Origin of the sequence: Hymenobacter properus, assembly GCF_015694735.1 — a bacterium.
Taxonomy (GTDB): domain Bacteria; phylum Bacteroidota; class Bacteroidia; order Cytophagales; family Hymenobacteraceae; genus Hymenobacter; species Hymenobacter properus.
Window position 1 is genome coordinate 1,070,838 of sequence record NZ_JADQDP010000001.1, and the last position, 16,331, is coordinate 1,087,168.

General features: G+C 63.6%; 11 protein-coding genes. 7 read left to right on the forward strand and 4 right to left on the reverse strand.

Annotation, left to right across the window (positions count from 1 at the left end; translation table 11 throughout):
- The first annotated feature begins 23 nt into the window (after positions 1-23).
- From I2I01_RS04650 to I2I01_RS04660, 3 genes are all read left to right on the forward strand, one after another.
- On the forward strand, positions 24-3,194 hold the full coding sequence (locus I2I01_RS04650) for an efflux RND transporter permease subunit (protein ID WP_196285240.1): 3,171 nt from the start codon (positions 24-26) through the stop codon (positions 3,192-3,194).
- A gap of 208 nt (positions 3,195-3,402) precedes the next feature.
- Positions 3,403-4,836 carry a TolC family protein gene (locus I2I01_RS04655; RefSeq protein ID WP_196285241.1) on the forward strand — a complete coding sequence of 478 codons (1,434 nt, stop codon included), beginning with the start codon at positions 3,403-3,405 and terminating at the stop codon, positions 4,834-4,836.
- A gap of 283 nt (positions 4,837-5,119) precedes the next feature.
- Positions 5,120-5,923, forward strand: a complete 804-nt coding sequence (locus tag I2I01_RS04660) for a ferritin-like domain-containing protein (RefSeq protein ID WP_196285242.1) — start codon at positions 5,120-5,122, stop codon at positions 5,921-5,923.
- 131 nt (positions 5,924-6,054) lie between these two features.
- Here I2I01_RS04660 and I2I01_RS04665 read toward each other — a convergent pair whose 3' ends face one another.
- Positions 6,055-8,058, reverse strand: a complete 2,004-nt coding sequence (locus I2I01_RS04665) for a PAS domain-containing sensor histidine kinase (protein ID WP_196285243.1) — start codon at positions 8,056-8,058, stop codon at positions 6,055-6,057.
- Between the two features lie 321 nt (positions 8,059-8,379).
- On the opposite strand from I2I01_RS04665, the gene I2I01_RS04670 reads away from it, so the two are divergent.
- The gene (locus I2I01_RS04670; protein ID WP_196285244.1) at positions 8,380-10,317 is read left to right on the forward strand and encodes a RecQ family ATP-dependent DNA helicase; all 1,938 of its coding nucleotides are present in this window, start codon (positions 8,380-8,382) and stop codon (positions 10,315-10,317) included.
- Here I2I01_RS04670 and I2I01_RS04675 read toward each other — a convergent pair.
- Positions 10,314-10,676, reverse strand: coding sequence for a hypothetical protein (locus tag I2I01_RS04675; protein ID WP_196285245.1), 363 nt, complete (start codon positions 10,674-10,676; stop codon positions 10,314-10,316). The two genes, I2I01_RS04670 and I2I01_RS04675, sit on opposite strands and share 4 nt — an antisense overlap.
- Before the next feature lie 321 nt (positions 10,677-10,997).
- Here I2I01_RS04675 and I2I01_RS04680 point away from each other — a divergent pair, with 321 nt between their 5' ends.
- Complete coding sequence (locus I2I01_RS04680; RefSeq protein ID WP_196285246.1) at positions 10,998-12,152, forward strand: sterol desaturase family protein; 1,155 nt, start codon at positions 10,998-11,000, stop codon at positions 12,150-12,152.
- Between the two features lie 152 nt (positions 12,153-12,304).
- On the opposite strand, the gene I2I01_RS04685 is transcribed toward I2I01_RS04680, so the two are convergent.
- Positions 12,305-12,610 carry a rhodanese-like domain-containing protein gene (locus tag I2I01_RS04685; RefSeq protein WP_196285247.1) on the reverse strand — a complete coding sequence of 102 codons (306 nt, stop codon included), beginning with the start codon at positions 12,608-12,610 and terminating at the stop codon, positions 12,305-12,307.
- A gap of 239 nt (positions 12,611-12,849) precedes the next feature.
- Between I2I01_RS04685 and I2I01_RS04690 the strand changes: the two genes are divergently transcribed.
- Positions 12,850-15,186: an endonuclease gene (locus I2I01_RS04690; RefSeq protein WP_196285248.1), complete on the forward strand. Its 2,337-nt coding sequence runs from the start codon at positions 12,850-12,852 to the stop codon at positions 15,184-15,186.
- Positions 15,187-15,442: 256 nt separating this feature from the next.
- Here the strand turns inward: I2I01_RS04690 and I2I01_RS04695 are convergent, their stop codons facing one another.
- Positions 15,443-15,718 carry a GNAT family N-acetyltransferase gene (locus I2I01_RS04695; RefSeq protein WP_196285249.1) on the reverse strand — a complete coding sequence of 92 codons (276 nt, stop codon included), beginning with the start codon at positions 15,716-15,718 and terminating at the stop codon, positions 15,443-15,445.
- Positions 15,719-15,850: 132 nt separating this feature from the next.
- Here I2I01_RS04695 and I2I01_RS04700 point away from each other — a divergent pair, with 132 nt between their 5' ends.
- Positions 15,851-16,327, forward strand: a complete 477-nt coding sequence (locus I2I01_RS04700) for a hypothetical protein (protein ID WP_196285250.1) — start codon at positions 15,851-15,853, stop codon at positions 16,325-16,327.
- Positions 16,328-16,331 lie beyond the last annotated feature (4 nt).

Sequence of the window (16,331 nt, forward strand, 5' to 3'; positions counted from 1 at the left end):
CGTGTGTTTTAACGACGATTTTCATGTTCAATATCTTCATTCGCCGGCCGATACTCTCGCTGGTTATTTCGGTGTTTCTAGTGTTGCTGGGGTCACTAGCGCTGTTCACGCTGCCCATCACGCAGTTTCCCGACATCGTGCCGCCCTCGGTGACCGTCACGGCCAAGTACACCGGCGCCAACGCCGAGGTGTGCGCCAAGGCCGTGGCCACGCCGCTGGAGCGCGCCATCAACGGCGTGCCGGGCATGACCTACATGAACTCGGTGAGCTCCAACAACGGGGTGACACTGATTACAGTGTTTTTCAAGGTGGGCACCGACCCGGACCTGGCCGCAGTGGGCGTGCAGAACCGCGTGACGACCATTCTGGACGAACTGCCGGAGGAAGTCATCAAGGCCGGTGTAACGACAGAAAAGGAGGTAAACTCCATGCTGCTTTACCTCAACGTGACGAGCGACGACAAGGCGGTGGGCGAGAAGTTCATCTACAACTTCGCCGACATCAACGTATTGCAGGAGCTCAAGCGTATTGATGGCGTGGGCTTTGCCGAAATCATGGGTTCGCGAGAGTACTCGATGCGTGTCTGGCTGAAGCCCGACCGAATGGCGGCCTATGATGTGGGCACCGACGAAGTGGTGGCGGCCATTCGGGCCCAGAACGTGGAGGCCGCGCCGGGCAAATCGGGCGAAAGCTCGGGGGCCGACAAGGCGCAGGCCATGCAGTATGTGCTGCGCTACACGGGCAAATTTTTTGAGCCTGAGGAGTACCGCAATATCGTGGTGCGGGCCAACGCCGACGGCTCGGTGCTGCGCCTGCGCGAGGTGGCCGACGTGGAATTTGGCTCGCTCACTTACAGCATGGCGTCAAAAACCGACGGCCGGCCCTCGGCGGCCATCATGCTCAAGCAGCGCCCCGGCTCCAACGCTTCGGACGTGATTGCGGGCGTGAAAAAGCGCATGGCGGAATTGCAGGCAACCAGCTTTCCGCCCGGCATGAAGTACAGCATTGCCTACGATGTATCGCGCTTCCTCGACGCCTCCATTCACGAGGTGCTGCGCACGCTGGTGGAAGCATTTTTGCTGGTGTTCGTGATTGTGTACCTGTTTTTGCAGGACTGGCGCTCCACGCTGATTCCGGCGCTGGCGGTTCCGGTGGCGCTGGTGGGCACGCTATTCTTTATGCAGGTGCTGGGCTTCAGCATCAACCTGCTCACGCTGTTTGCACTGGTGCTGGCCATTGGCATTGTGGTCGATAACGCCATTGTGGTGGTTGAGGCGGTGCACGCCAAGATGCAGGAGAAGCACCTGCCGGCCCGCGCCGCCACCTTCGAGGCCATGGGCGAAATCAGCTCCTCGCTCATCGCCATCACGCTGGTGATGTCGGCCGTATTCATCCCAGTGTCCTTCATGGACGGGCCGGTGGGCGTGTTCTACCGGCAGTTTTCGCTCACGCTGGCCATCTCCATTGTCATTTCAGGCATCAACGCCGTGACCCTGACGCCGGCGCTGTGCGCGCTGCTGCTGAAGCACACGCCAGTGGCCGAAGGCGAACAGCCGAAAGGACTGATTAACCGGTTCTTCGCCGGCTTCAACAAACGCTACGACGCGCTGGCAGGGCGCTACCAGGGGTTGCTTCGGGCCGTGGCCGGCCGGCGCATGATGACGCTGCTAGTGCTGGCGGGCTTCTGCGCGGCTACCTGGGGGGTGAATAAAATCCTGCCTTCGGGCTTCATCCCGACCGAGGACCAGGGCATGGTGTACGTGAACGTGACCACGCCCGCCGGGGCTACCGTGGAACGCACCGAGGCCGTGCTGGACGAAGTGCAGCGCATTGCCAGCCGCCTGGGGCCGGTGGAATCGGTGTCGACCCTGGCCGGCTACAGTTTGGTGAACGAGGTGGCCGGCTCCAGCTACGGCATGGGCATGATTAACCTCAAGCCCTGGGACGAGCGGAAGCAGTCGGTGACCCAGTTCATTGCCGAGCTGGAAGAGAAAACCAAGAATATTGCCGACGCCGACATCCAATTCCTGCCGCCGCCCACGGTGCCAGGCTTCGGCAACAGCAGCGGCTTCGAGCTGCGCCTGCTGGATAAATCGGGCACCGGCGACCTGCAGAAAACGGCCGCCGTGTCGCAAACCTTCCTGGCTTCGTTGCGGAAAGACCCGGCCATTGGCGGGGCCTTCACCTCCTTCGACCCCAACTTCCCGCAGTACCTCATTCACGTGGACCAAGACATGGCCGCCAAGAAAGGTGTGACTGTGGACGCGGCCATGAGTACGCTGCAAACGCTGATGGGCAGCTACTACGCCTCCAACTTCATCCGTTTCGGGCAGATGTACAAGGTGATGGTTCAGGCCGGCCCCGAATACCGCAGCCGCCCCGAAGACCTGCTGGCCCTACACGTGAAAAACAACCGCGGCGAGATGGTGCCTTTCTCCACTTTCATCAAGCTGGAGCGCGTGTTCGGCCCCGACCAGCTCACGCGCTACAACATGTACACCTCGGCCATGCTCAACGGTGACGCCGCCCCCGGCTTCTCGTCGGGCGACGCCATCGCAGCCATCGAAAAGGTAGCCGCCAAGGAGCTGCCGCGAGGCTACGCCTACGAGTGGAGCGGCATGACGCGCGAGCAAATCCTGAGCGGCGACCAGGCCCTGTACGTATTCGGCGTGGTGCTCATCTTCGTGTACCTGCTGCTGGCCGCGCAGTACGAAAGCCTGCTGCTGCCGCTGCCCGTGCTGCTGAGCTTGCCCACCGGCATCTTCGGCGCCTTTCTCAGCCTCAAGCTGCTGGGCCTCGAAAACAACATCTACGCCCAGGTGGCGCTGGTAATGCTGGTAGGTTTGTTGGGCAAAAACGCCATCCTCATCATCGAGTTTGCCGAGCAGCGGCGCCGGGCCGGGGCCAGCGTGCTGGCGGCCGCCGTGGAAGGCGCCGGCTCGCGCCTGCGTCCCATCCTGATGACCTCCTTTGCCTTCATCGCCGGCCTGATTCCGCTGGTGATGGCCAGCGGCGCTGGCGCCCTCGGCAATCGCTCCATCGGCACGGCGGCGGCGGGCGGCATGCTCATCGGCACGCTGTTCGGCATGGTGCTGATTCCGGGGCTGTACGTGCTGTTTGCTTCGTTTGAAAAGGTGAAGAACCTGGAAGCAGACGAGGTGGTGGAGGAAAAGCGGGAGCTAGTGGCGCATTAACCTCACCCCCGGCCCCTCTCCTTGGGGAGAGGGGAGCCTGACGATTTTTAGCGCGGACTTTTAGTCCGCGAATTGATTGACCAACATGGCCCATGCGAGGACTAAAAGTCCACGCCATATCACCCGCGCCGCCTCGGCTCCCCCTCTCTTAAGGAGAGGGGGCCGGCCCCGAAGGGGTCCCGTGAGGCGCCGCGCCAAAACGAATAATATGCGCTTTCTCCCTGCTCTTCTCTCCGTCCTTCTCCTCGCCGCGGGCTGCCGCGTGGCCGCGCCCGCCGACCCCACCGGCGCCCCAGCCGTGCCCGCCGCCTTCACGCAGCCCACAGCCGACACGGCCAGCGCCGGGCGCCAACCCTGGCGGCAGTTCTTCCAGGACCCCGCCCTCACGGCCCTCATCGACACGGCCCTGCGCCGGAACCTGGACTTGCAGGTGGCTTTGCAGCGCGTCGAAACGGCCCGCGCCAACTACCTGGCCCGGCGCGGCGCCCTGCTGCCCACCGTGGCCGCCGCAGCCACGGCCGGCGCCGACCGCTACGGCCGCTACACCCTCAACGGCGTGGGCAACTTCGACACCAACCTCTCGCCCAACATCGATGGGCAGCAACGCATCCCGGGCCCGGTGACGCCGGATTTTTTCGTGGGCCTGCGCAGCTCCTGGGAAATTGACATCTGGGGCAAGCTAAAGCAACGCCGCCAGGCCGCCTACCTGCGGGTGCTGGCCTCGGAGCAGGGCCGCCACCTGGTGACGACTAACGTGGTGGCTGAGGTGGCCCGCCTCTACTACGAGCTGCTGACGGCTGACAATCAGCTGGCCGTGCTCGACCGCAACATCAGCTTGCAGCGCGAGGCCCTCAAGCTAATGCGCATCCAGAAGGAGGCCGGCCGGGCCAATGAGCTGGCCGTGCAGCAGTTTGCCGCCCAGGTGGTGCGCACCGAAAGCCTCCTGCACGAAGCCCGCCAGCGCGTGACCGAAGCCGAAACCGGCCTCAATCAGCTGTTGGGCCGCTACCAGCAGCCCATCACGCGGGGCCGGCCGCTGCCCGGCCAGGTGCTGCCCGAGCGCCTGAGCGCCGGCGTGCCCGCCTCGGCCCTGCTGCGCCGCCCCGATGTGCGCCAAGCTGAGTTGGAGTTGCAGGCCACCCGCGCCGACGTGGCCGCCGCCCGCGCTGCCTTCCTGCCCTCGCTCACCCTCACGCCCTACGTGGGCTTCAACTCCTACCGCACCGGCACACTATTCGACCCCAGCTCTTTGGCCTACGGGGCCCTGGCTGGCCTCACCGGCCCGCTGCTGAACCGGGCCCAGTTCAAGGCTGATTTCCGCCTGGCCACGGCCGGCAGCTACGAAGCCTACTACCGCTACCAGCAAAGCCTGCAAACTGGCTTTCGCGAAGTAGTGAACGGCTTGCAGGGCCTGGAAAACTACCGCGCTGCCGCCGCCGCCCGCCAGCAGGAAGTGGAGCTGCTCACTAAAGCCGTGACGACATCCAACAAGCTGTTCGTGGCCGGCTACGCTACCTACCTCGAAGTCATCACGGCCCAGCGCAGCGTGCTGGAAGCTGAATTGAGCCTGGCCGAGTCGCGCCAGCGGCAGCTGCTGCAAAGCGTGAGCTTGTACCGAGCCCTGGGGGGCGGCTGGCAGTAGCGAACCTGAGTGCCTGTAGGGTCCCGAAGAACGGTTTTATTTCGAGAGAAGCCCGGTGCCATGAGGTGCCGGGCTTCTTGGTTTACGGCCTGTGGGCTTAACTTAATTCGCGCGCTGCTGTAGTAGGCACAATGCGCTGAATTCGTCTTGCTTTCAATGCTTTGGCAGTGTAAACAAACCTCCACCGTCTGCTTTTTCTCGCAACCTTTCGGTTGGCTTCGCCGAAAGACAATCCGGCTGGGCTGCATTGCTCCTGCCTTCAACACGCACCTTTCCGCATCTTATGAGCCACCCCAATAGCCCCCGCGTTAGCGCCGACCTGGCCGCCGCTTCGGCCCCCTCCCACGCCAGCGACGCGCAGGCCCTACCTACCCAAGACACCCCCAATGCTGCCAACAACGGCGCCGCCGATTCGGCTGCCCCGGCCACGGGTCCGACTGCACTGCTGACCCAAGCCAAGCAATGGGCGCAGAGCGTCAGCCTGCCCGATTCACTGAAGGAAGTGCCGGCGCCCCTCCAACGCTTGGCAGGCCAGGCCGGCAGCGGCTGGCGCCAGCTTTCCACCACCCAGAAAGTGGTGGGCGGCGCGCTGCTGGCCGGCGCGGGCTGGCTTGTGCTGCGCCCCGGCAAAGCCGCCCGGCGCCGCAAGGCCCTGAACCCCGTCGACACGCTGCACGAGCTGCTGCTGTTCGTGAATGACCGGGTGCAGGGCTACCGCCGCGCCGCCAGCGAGAGCCATGACGCCGACCTGCGCAACTATTACGAGGACTTGGCGGGCCAGAGCAAGCAGTTTGCCATTCGCCTCAACGGCTACCTGCGCGTGCAGCAGCACGCCCCCGAAACCGGCACCACCCTCAAAGGCAAGCTCTACCGCGCCTGGATGGAAGCCAAAGCGGCCGTGACGGGCTACAGCGAAACCGCCGTGCTGGCCTCCAACGTGTATGGCGAGGAGTGGGCCCTGTCCGCCTACGAGGCCGCTCTGCGCGACCGCACCGTGACGGGCACCCTGCGCCGGGAAATCGAGCGCCAGTACGAGGTTTCCCAGCAGACCTACCACCATCTGCAACAGCTGCAGGCGCAGTATTAGGCGCTGGGGCTACTTATTTCCACCAATAAAACGAGCGGACCCGTTGGGCCCGCTCGTTTTATTCGGCCTATTCCTTAGCAAGCGGCTACCCTTAAGTACTGGCTGCATTGGCGTCTCGCCACCAAGCGCCCTCAGCCCTGGTTGCTTTCGGCCAAGGGCAGGTGCACGAAGAAGGTGGTACCGGCCCCAAGCTGGGAGTGCACCTCTACCCGGCCGCCGGCATTTTCCACCATGCGCTTCACCATGTAGAGGCCGACGCCCGAGCCCTCCACGTGGTCGTGAAAGCGCTGAAACATGGTGAACAGCTTGGGCAGCTGGTGCGCCGCTATGCCCAGGCCGTTGTCGTGCACTTCGAGCACCGTGAAACCCACGCGCTGGTGGCCGCGCACGTCCACGTGGGGCCGGCGGTCGGGGTGGTGGTACTTGAGGGCGTTGCTGAGCAGGTTGTACACGATGCTGCGCAGGTTCTTTTCCGCGAAGGCCACGGCCGGCAAGCCGTCGAGGTGCACGCGGAGCTCGGCGTTGGTTTCGCGCAGCAGCGGGGCCAGGTCGAGGCGCACGTCTTCGACCACGGCGGCCAGGTCGACGGCGCTTAACGAAGGCGCATGCTCCTTCTGGAGCTTCGACACGGCGGTGAGGTGGTCGAGGGTACGCTTGAAACGCTCCACCGAGTCGAGCATGCGCACCAGCGTGGGGCCAATGGTTTCGTGCGCGGCCACGGCCGGCGGCAGTTCTTCGCGCAGTAGCGTGAGCAGGCCTTCGATGTTGGCGATGGGGGCCTTCAAGTCGTGCGAGGCGGTGTAGATGAAGTTGTCGAGGTCGGCGTTGGTGCGCCGCAGCTGCTCGTTGGCCAGCTTGAGCTCGGTGATGTCGATGGCCGAGCCCACGTAGCCGTACAGCTCGCCGCCCGCCAGGAAGCTGGGCGCGCCCTGGGCCAGCAGCCAGCGGTACTGCCCATCATAGCGCCGCATGCGGTGCTCCAGCACGTAGGGCCGGCGCTGCGCAATGGCCTCCACCAGCGTGGCCTGGGCCAGCTCCCGCTCGTCGGGGTGCAGGTAGGGTCCCCAGCCGGTGGCGCTGTACTGCTGCTCGGTTTCGAGGCCCACGAAGTCGAGAAAGGCGCGGTTAGTGTAGCGGATGGACCCGTCTGGGTGCACGGCCCATACCTGGTTGGGCGCCGCGTCGGCCATGATGCGGAAGCGGGCTTCGCTTTCTCGCAGCTCGGCCGTGCGGGCCTGCACGCGGGTTTCGAGGGCCTGGTTGAGCTGCTCCACCTGCTGCCGGGCCCGCACCTGCTCGGTCACTTCGGTGCCCACTGTGAAAATGCCCTTCACGCGGCCGTCGGGCCCGCGCTGGGGCTCAAACACCATGTTCCAATACACCGTTTCCTGCCGGCCGTGGCGGAAAATGATGGAGGCCTGCTCGCTGGCTAGGTGCGGCTGGCCCAGGGTGAACACCCGCTCAAAAATAGCCAGCACCTCGGGCGTGGCAGCTTCGGGCATCACCTCAAACACGGGCCGGTGCAGCACGGCCTCCCGCGTGCGGCCCCAGATGGCCAGCGTGGTGGCGTTGGCAAACTCCACGCGGTGCTCCGGGCCCTGGTACAGGGCCACGGCCACCGGGGCCACCTCCAGAAAGTGTTGCAATTCGTGGCGGTGATAGGCAGCCTCGGCGTGCGCCGCCTGCTCGCTGGCCCGGCTTTCGCGCAGACGCTGCGCGGCCACGCGGCTGGCCGTGATGTCCTGCACCGATTGGATGATGTACTCCACCTCCCCGGCCGCGTCGAGCACAGGGGTGTGGCGCGGCAGCCAGTGGCGCTCCACAAACCGGCCGGGGTGGGCACGGTCGGGCACGTCGTAGTGCTGCGGGGCCATGTCGTGCGGTTGGCGAGTGGCCAGCACCTGCTCCAGCGAAGCGCGCACGTTGGCCACGGCATTGGCCTCGGGGGTGAGCGGGTTGTCGGGAAAAGCATCGAAGATAAATTCTCCGATGATGGCCTCCCGCTCGGCTAGCGTCGCGGCCAGATAGTCGTCGCTGGCCGCCACAATCACCCAGTCCGGCGACAGCAGCAGCGTAGCCCCGGGCAGGGCGTTGAAAACGGGCAGCAGGTTGGTCGATGGGTGGGCCAGGGGCATCGTGGCGGCAGGTTCGGAGGTAGACGGTAGCAAAGGTCGGCTTTATTGGACCACAATAGCCGGAACGAGGGGGAAGCCATTCGGATGGAACAGCGCGAGGTATTGTTCGTCGGTTTAAATGAACAGCACAAGTTTACATATTTTCTTCGCCGATGACAGATGCACCGCGCTGCCGGCTTCGTGGCGCAACTTCCGCCTCAGAAGCAGCCGCGCTAGCCGAAATTTTATTAAAAGAACCACTCGAATCGCGGCATATTAGGAGTGCGGTGCGGGCGCCCGGCAAGCTACCACCGGTTGAGCAGCGCCCGTATCTTCGCCCCCATGTCCCCCTCTCCCACCGAATTCGCGCCCCTGGCCCTGCTGCGTGAGCATTGGGGGCACGAAAAATTTCGCCCCGGGCAGGAGGACATCATCAACTCCGTGCTCAATGGGCACGACACGCTGGCGCTGCTGCCCACCGGCGGTGGCAAAAGCATCTGCTTTCAGGTGCCGGCCCTGGCCCGGCCGGGCATCTGCATCGTGGTGTCGCCGCTCATTGCCTTGATGAAGGACCAGGTGGACAACCTGCGCCGCCGCGGGCTCAAGGCCGAGGCCATATACGCGGGCATGAGCCACCAGGAAATCGACCACGCGCTGGACAACTGCGTGTACGGCCGCAACGTGAAGTTCCTGTATGTGTCGCCTGAGCGCCTGCTCACGGAGCTGTTCCAGGTGCGGGTGGCCAAGATGCACGTGGGCCTGCTGGCCGTGGACGAGGCCCACTGCCTCTCGCAGTGGGGCTACGACTTCCGGCCGCCCTACCTACGCATTGCCGAGCTGCGCGAGAAGCTGCCGCCGGGCACGCCGGTCATCGCCCTCACGGCCACGGCCACGGCCCAGGTGCAGGCCGACATTGTGGAGAAGCTGCGGTTCCGGCCGGGCTTTGGGGTGTTTCGGCAGAGCTTTGCGCGGCCCCGGCTGTCGTACTCGGTGCTGCAGACGGAGGACAAGCTGCGCCGGCTGCTGGAGGTGCTGCGCGGCGTGGGCCCCGACAAAACCGGCATCGTGTACGCCCGCACCCGGCGGCAAACCGAAGACACGGCCACCTTCTTGCAGCAGCACCGCTTTTCGGCCGCTGCCTACCACGCCGGCCTGCCGGCCGAAAAGCGCACCAAGGTGCAGCAGGACTGGATTCAGGACCGAACGCGCCTCATTGTGGCCACCAACGCCTTCGGCATGGGCATCGACAAGCCCACCGTGCGCCTGGTGCTGCACCTCGATGCTCCTGACACCCTGGAAGCCTACTACCAGGAAGCCGGCCGTGCCGGGCGCGACGGCCTCAACGCCTTTGCCGTGCTGCTGGCCGGACCCAACGACAGCGACGAGCTGCGCCGCCGCACCAACCAGTCGTTTCCGCCCCTGGATACGGTGAAGCGCGTGTACCAGGCCCTGGCCAACTACTCCCAAACGGCGGTGGGCGGGGGCGAGCTGGCCGCGTTTGAGTTTGACATGCAGCAGTTTGCCGAAACCTACCGCATCAAGGCCGTGGACGCGCACAACTCGCTCAAGATTTTGCAGCGCGAGGGCTTCGTGCAGCTCAACGAGGCCGTGAACCAGCCGGCGCGGGTGCACCTCATTCTGAGTCATCAGGATTTGTACGCCTTTCAGGTAGCCAATGCCCAGCACGACCTGCTGATAAAAGCCCTGCTGCGCCTGCACGGCGGCGAGCTGTTTTCGGATTTCCAGACCATTTCGGAGAATGCGCTGGCCACCCACCTGCGCCGCAGCGTGGTAGAAGTGCGCCAGCAGCTGCGCTACCTGCACACGGCCGGCATCCTACACTACCAGCCGCGGCAGGAGTCGCCGCAGGCCCTGTTCACCACGCCGCGCTACGATGCCAGCAAGCTGCCCCTCGACCAGGTGAAGATGACGGCCGCCCGCGACCTGGCCCGCGCCAAAACCCAGGCCGTGGCGCAGTACCTGAGCGGCACCCGCTGCCGCCAGATACTGCTGCTCACCTACTTCGACGAGGCCGACCCGGCCCGCTGCGGCATCTGCGACATTTGCCTGGCCGAGAAAAAAGCCGCTCAGGCAGCCCCCGCACCTTCCCTGCGCGAGCCCATCCTGACGCAGGTGCGCCAGGGGGCGCTGGCCCCCCGCGAGCTACTGGCCGCTTTTGCGCCCAAAGACGCGACGGCCGTGACGGCCACCGTGCGCGAGCTGGTGGACCGCGGCGAGCTGGCCTACGCGGCCGACGGGCGGCTGGTGATGGGAGTTTAGTCCCAGGAATCGAAGAATGGTCCGGCTACGCCGAAAAACAGGTTGGCCCAGAAAACGACCAGGGATAATAAGGTGCCATAAACCAGTCGCCTCTTATCCACCGGTTTTTCAAAATCTCTGACTGATAGGTAGAATCCAGTTATAAATTGAAGAAAAACCAACAAGGGACAAACACCGACAGCATTGTATAAAGCCAACCCCATCCAGAATCCCGGCTGTTGATTTGCCTCATAATAGGGAGCGGCCCACAAGCTGAGCGCCAGACTGGCAACGCTGGCAACCGTGAAGAACCGATACAGCACTTCGCTTGACCGAAGCTTTGGTTGACCGTTGGGAGCAGCGAATAGGGGAATACGCATCAGGCAGTGAAAAACACTTCTCTCAACTTAGTCGAATTGATATATCAACGCCCGGTAACAGGGAAACCATACGCTTCCTTGATGGCAAAACGCGTCTAAGACGCCCAGGAAAGCCCATAAAAATACCCCTTTCAAAGCTGGTTTTCGAAATCATTTTATCTTGTAAATCAATATTTTATTTCGCGTAAAACTTCTTTCACAAAGTCCCTAATTACTCAAAATAAATTTGGTAGCAACATCAGCGGGCCGACACCTTTACACTACCCGCAGCGCCAAGCGGCTTCTCTGGCTGCGGCGGCCCCAACCAACTTGCTACCATATATGAACACCCTGCAGAAACCTTCGCCCCAGCGCTTACGCATTGGCGAGGGCGTTATCAGCGGCAATGCGTCTGTTTTTCTGGCCGTGCTGGCCATGGCCGCGGTGCTGTGCTTTCACTACCCGGAGTACCTTACCACGCCGGAGTTCCGCGAGCTGTACACGGGCGAGATGATGAAAACGGTGCTCATGGCCGTCATCGTGGCGTCGTTTCTGTTTGCGACGGTGAGCTACCTGCTGAGCCAGCAGAAGAAGTTGCCCTTGACGGGCATCGGCATTGCAGCTATGGCGGTGGTCACGGGCGGGTTTGCGGTGCAGCCGCGGGCAGTGGAGAAAACGATTTGGCACGTGGGCCTCGACTGGCTGCTGATTGACCTGCTGCTGCTGGCCGTGATTTTCGTGCCCATCGAAATGTTCTTCCCGCAGAACAAGCGGCAGTCGCGCTTCCACGCCGAGTGGCGCACCGATTTGGTGTACTTCACGGTCAGCCACTTGTTTGTGCAGTTTTTTGGCGTGATTACGCAGGCGCCGGCCAAGCTCCTGTTTGGCTGGATGGGGCTGGCGCCGTTTCAACACTGGGTGCAGCAGCTGCCTTTTGTGGCGGGCTTCGTGCTGGCGCTCTTCGTGACGGACTTGTTTCAGTACTTGGCGCACCGCTTGTTTCACTCCCACGTGTACTTGTGGCGCTTTCACTCGGTGCACCACTCCACCCAGGCCATGGACTGGCTGGCGGGCTCGCGCACGCACTTTGTGGACATTTTCGTGACGCGCTCCATCTCGTTCATTCCGCTCTATGTGTGCGGGTTTTCGTCGCTCACCTTCAACGCCTACATCCTCTTCGTATCCATTCACGCAGTACTGATTCATGCCAACACGCGCCTCAACTTTGGCTGGGTGAAGTACCTGCTCGTGACGCCGCAGTACCACCACTGGCACCACTGCGAAGACCCGGCCCACTACGGCAAGAACTTCGCCATTCACTTCCCCTTGATTGACCGGCTTTTCGGCACCTACTACCTGCCTGGCACGGCCTGGCCCGAGGCCACGGGCGTACGCGAAGGCGCTTACCCCAAAGGCTACTGGAAACAGCTAAAACACCCCTTTACCAAAAGCCCCTTCGACAACGACCTGAATATGGAAGAGCCCAGTAGCCGGTGAGTGCTGAGTGCTGAGTGCTGAGTGCTGAGTAAAAAACGTCATGCAGAGCGAAAGCGAAGCGTCTCGCGTGCAAGAGTAAATCCTTACTACTGCACGCGAGATGCTTCGCTTTCGCTCTGCATGACGTTTTTATATCGTGCTAACGGCTTGGCTTACTTGCCCTCCGCCGCGTAGGCCTGGTAGCCGCCCAGCAGGTTGCGCACGTTGGTGAAGCCCTGCTGGGTGAGGAAGGCCTTGGCCGAGGCCGAGCGGCCGCCGCCTTTGCAGTGCACGATGATTTCCTGGTTTTTCCACTCGTCGAGGTCGTCGAGTTTGTCGGGCAGGGTGCCCAGGGGGATGTTCTGGGCGCCGGCTATGCGAGCTTCGTCGTGCTCCCAAGGCTCGCGCACGTCGATGATGGTGGGGGTTTCGCCGGCTTGCTGGCGCTGGTGGAGTTCGGCGGGGGTGATGTCGGCCATGGTTATTTGGGGCTTGAAGGCTTAGGGAGATGGGGACTTGATGGGGCGAAAGTAAGGCTTACGGCCGAAGGCTTCTCGGTTTCGTAACGGTGGGGCAGCCCCCAGCCTACGGCACAATCCGTACCTTTGTAGTTCCCGGTTGGCCCTGGTATTTCCGGGCCCGCCGCTTTTAGCTTCTCCGGCCTCACCTCTTATTTATTCCCATCCTGGTTCTTAAGACCCCAAGTTCCCAAGTTCCTATGAAACACCTTTTCACTTCGTGCCTGCTGGTGCTGGGCCTCGTGCCCGCCGCCCTGCACGCCCAAACAGCGCCGCCCATGCCCCCGGCGGCCCCCACCAATCTGTCGGGTGTGGCCCTGCGCGACTGGTACCGCACCAACTGGTACGACGGCAAGCGCGTGGAGCTGAGCTACGCCACGGCCCGCGGCAAAATGTATAACTACGCCGACAACTACAACAACCTGGTGACCTGCGTGTACTCGGGCTACCAGGAAACTGTGCCCTACAGCACCACCAACACCAGCACCACCACCGTCAACCGCATCAACTGCGAGCACACGGTGCCGCAGTCGTGGTTCAACCAAACGGTGCGCATGCGCTCCGACATGCACCACCTCTACCCCACCTACGACACTTGGAACAACCTGCGCGGCTCGGACCCCTACGCCGAAATCCCGGACGCGCAGACCCAGACCTGGATGCGCCTGCTGGTGAGCCAGAGCACCATTCCCACGACGAATATCGCCGAGTGGAGCGAGGACACCAACACCCAGTTTGAGCCCCGCGAAGACCACAAAGGCAACGTGGCGCGCTCCATCTTCTACTTCTACACGATGCACGCCAATCAGCCCGACCTGATTGCGACCGGCCACAACAACATCAGCTCCATCGCCGACATCAACACGCTCTACGCCTGGCACCTGGCCGACCCGGTCGACGCCCACGAGATTGAGCGCAACCGCCGCGTGGCCGTGAGCCAGGGCAATTACAACCCCTACATCGAGCACCCCGAAACCGTAGCTACCGCCTGGGGCCTCACGCCTCCCGGCCCGGTGTTCAGCTTCGCTACGGCCGCCGGCAGCATCACCGAAGGCAACACCGGCACCAGCACCTACACCGTTACGTTGAACCTGGCTCCCGCCGCCACCGCGGCTACCACCGTGCAGGTGAACGTAGACGGCACCAATTCGACCGCCACCAACGGCACCGACTTTGCCTTCACCTCGCCCACCACGGTAACTTTCCCGGCCGGCAGCACCTCCCAAACGGTGACCATCACCGTGAACGGCGACACCCAGCCCGAAGCCGACGAAACCGTCATCCTGACCCTGACCAACCCCAGCACCGGCAACAGCGTGGGCTCGCCCGGTATTCACACGCTCACCATCACCAACGACGACGGCACCCCGCCCATGGTGAATTTTGCCACCGCCACCGGCAGCATCGCCGAAGGAAACTCTGGCACCAGCACCTACACCGTGAACGTGACGGCCAGCGGCACCCTGCCCACCGGCACCTTCACCGTGCCGGTGAGTGTGGACGCGGCCAACAGCACCGCCACCGCCACCACCGACTACGTGCTGAATACCACCAGCCTCACCTTCAGCAACACGGCCCTCACGCAGGCCATCACCATCACGGTGAACGGGGATGTGACCTTTGAGCCCAACGAAACCGTGCGCCTGCGCCTGGGCACGCCCTCCAACGCCACCATCATCGTGGGCCAGCCCAACACCCACACGCTGACGATTCTGAACGACGACGCGGCCCCGGCCGGCGCGCCCTGCACCAAGCCCTATTTCTCGCAGTACGTGGAAGGCTCGGCCACCAACACCAAGGTGCTGGAGATTTATAACCCCACGCTGAGCCCCATGCCGCTGGCCGGCAAGAGCGTGGTGCTTTACGCCAACGGCGCCACCACCCCCACCGCCACGCAGGCCCTGACCGGCACCATTGCCCCCGGTGATGTGTACGTCATTGCCAACACCGGCGTGGTGGATACTGGAGTGGCCGCTCAGGCCGACATCCAGAGCAACGTGGCCTTCTTCAACGGCGACGACGCCATTGCCCTCTTCGACGGCACCGACACGCTCGACGTCATCGGCGTCATCGGCCAGCGCCCTACCGAGTGGACCGTACCCGGCGGCTCGACCCTGAATAATACCCTCGTGCGCCAGCCCACCACCAGCCAGGGCGGCCGCTGGAACGGCCCCAACGGCAGCAGCACCTGGAGCGCCGGCGGCGTCGACAACTACGCCGGTGTGGGCTCCTACACCAGCACCGCCTGCTACGTGCCGCTGGCCGGCCGCACCGCCGCAGTGCTGCGCAACACCCTCGAAATTTACCCCAACCCGGCTTCCGAAACCGTGCAGCTGCGCCTGCCCGGCGTGCCCTCGGCCCGCCCCGCCACCATCGAAGTGCTCGACCTGCTGGGCCGCCCCGTGCGCCAGCGCGCCGCCCAGCTCAGCGCCACCGACGCCGTGCCCGTGGACCTGCGCGGCCTGCCCGCCGGCATCTACGCCATCCGCGTGCTCTGCGAGGAGGTGACGTATACCGGCCGCGTAGTGGTGCGCTAAGCCAACAAGCGTCGTCTGTCATTGCGAGTGGAGCATTCCGCGCATCAAGCGGAGACGCAACGCGGCAAACGAAGTTCAGCGCAGCTAATCCGTCCTCTCAACACCAGACACGCCTTTTACCAAAAAGCCCCGGTACCGCAATGGTACCGGGGCTTTTTTGCGTTTTAGAAAAGGTTTGTCACATTATTGAGTTGGTCGCTGAGAACAGGACGGATTGCTTCGTCGTGCATCCTCGCAATGACAGACGGCCGATTTCTTAAGCCAGGATATCGGCGTACTCGTCGTGGTGACGCTTCACGAAGCCGTGCATGAAGGTGCAGGTGGTTTTGACCTTGAGGTGGTTTTCGCGGGCGAAGGCCAGGCCGGCGCGGGCCAGCTCGTCGGCCACGCCCTGGCCGCGCAGGCCCTCGTCGACGAAGGTGTGGGTGAAGTCGATGACGCCGTCGGCGGGGCGGGCGTAGGCGAGCTCGGCGGTGTAGCCGTCGCGGATGACGGTGAATTCCTGGTCGGCGGTGTTGTGGTTAACGGCCATGTAAACAATAAGTAGTGGGTGGAAATGGATGGCCTGCGGCCGGAAAGTAAACGGCGGCGGCTGGTTTGCGTACAGCAGGGTAAAGATGGGCCCGGCCCGTTTGGTTTTCTTTCTTTCCCTTCTTCTTTCCCCATGGATACGCAAAACTCATCCCAGCCGTCCGAAAACGACTTCCGCCCCGAAGACCAGCAGCAGCGCGCCGCCACCGCCCGCCCCAACCCGAACGACCCGGCCGTGAACGCCAGCAGCCCCAACTACGGCGAGTTTGGCGGGGTACCCGCCTCGGGCCCCACGGCCGCTAACTACGCCGCCCCCACCAACAGCGCCCCCGGCCGCAGCGGTGCCAACGACAACCCCGACGAGTTCAGCGAGTTCCGCGACCGGGAGAAGCAAGCCCAAAACGCCCCCGACCGCGCCGAAGACCAGCCCGGCCACGTGGTGCAAAACCAGGCCCCCGGCCTAGTAGCCGCTGTAGAAGCCAGCACCGACGATAACGAGGAGCTGCGCAAAGCCTGGGCCATCGACGACCCGCGCTACGCCGGCGGCGGCACCCACAACACCCGCGACGAGGACGCCGACGCCAACTACCCCAACAACGACGACAAATAAGCTC

Coding starts and splice junctions, on each gene's coding strand:
- I2I01_RS04650 (WP_196285240.1), top strand. CDS start 24: ATGTTCAATATCTTCATTCGCCGGCCGATACTCTCGCTGGTTATTTCG.
- I2I01_RS04685 (WP_196285247.1), bottom strand. CDS start 12,610: ATGGCCGACATCACCCCCGCCGAACTCCACCAGCGCCAGCAAGCCGGC.
- I2I01_RS04665 (WP_196285243.1), bottom strand. CDS start 8,058: ATGCCCCTGGCCCACCCATCGACCAACCTGCTGCCCGTTTTCAACGCC.
- I2I01_RS04695 (WP_196285249.1), bottom strand. CDS start 15,718: ATGGCCGTTAACCACAACACCGCCGACCAGGAATTCACCGTCATCCGC.
- I2I01_RS04700 (WP_196285250.1), top strand. CDS start 15,851: ATGGATACGCAAAACTCATCCCAGCCGTCCGAAAACGACTTCCGCCCC.
- I2I01_RS04670 (WP_196285244.1), top strand. CDS start 8,380: ATGTCCCCCTCTCCCACCGAATTCGCGCCCCTGGCCCTGCTGCGTGAG.
- I2I01_RS04660 (WP_196285242.1), top strand. CDS start 5,120: ATGAGCCACCCCAATAGCCCCCGCGTTAGCGCCGACCTGGCCGCCGCT.
- I2I01_RS04655 (WP_196285241.1), top strand. CDS start 3,403: ATGCGCTTTCTCCCTGCTCTTCTCTCCGTCCTTCTCCTCGCCGCGGGC.
- I2I01_RS04675 (WP_196285245.1), bottom strand. CDS start 10,676: ATGCGTATTCCCCTATTCGCTGCTCCCAACGGTCAACCAAAGCTTCGG.
- I2I01_RS04690 (WP_196285248.1), top strand. CDS start 12,850: ATGAAACACCTTTTCACTTCGTGCCTGCTGGTGCTGGGCCTCGTGCCC.
- I2I01_RS04680 (WP_196285246.1), top strand. CDS start 10,998: ATGAACACCCTGCAGAAACCTTCGCCCCAGCGCTTACGCATTGGCGAG.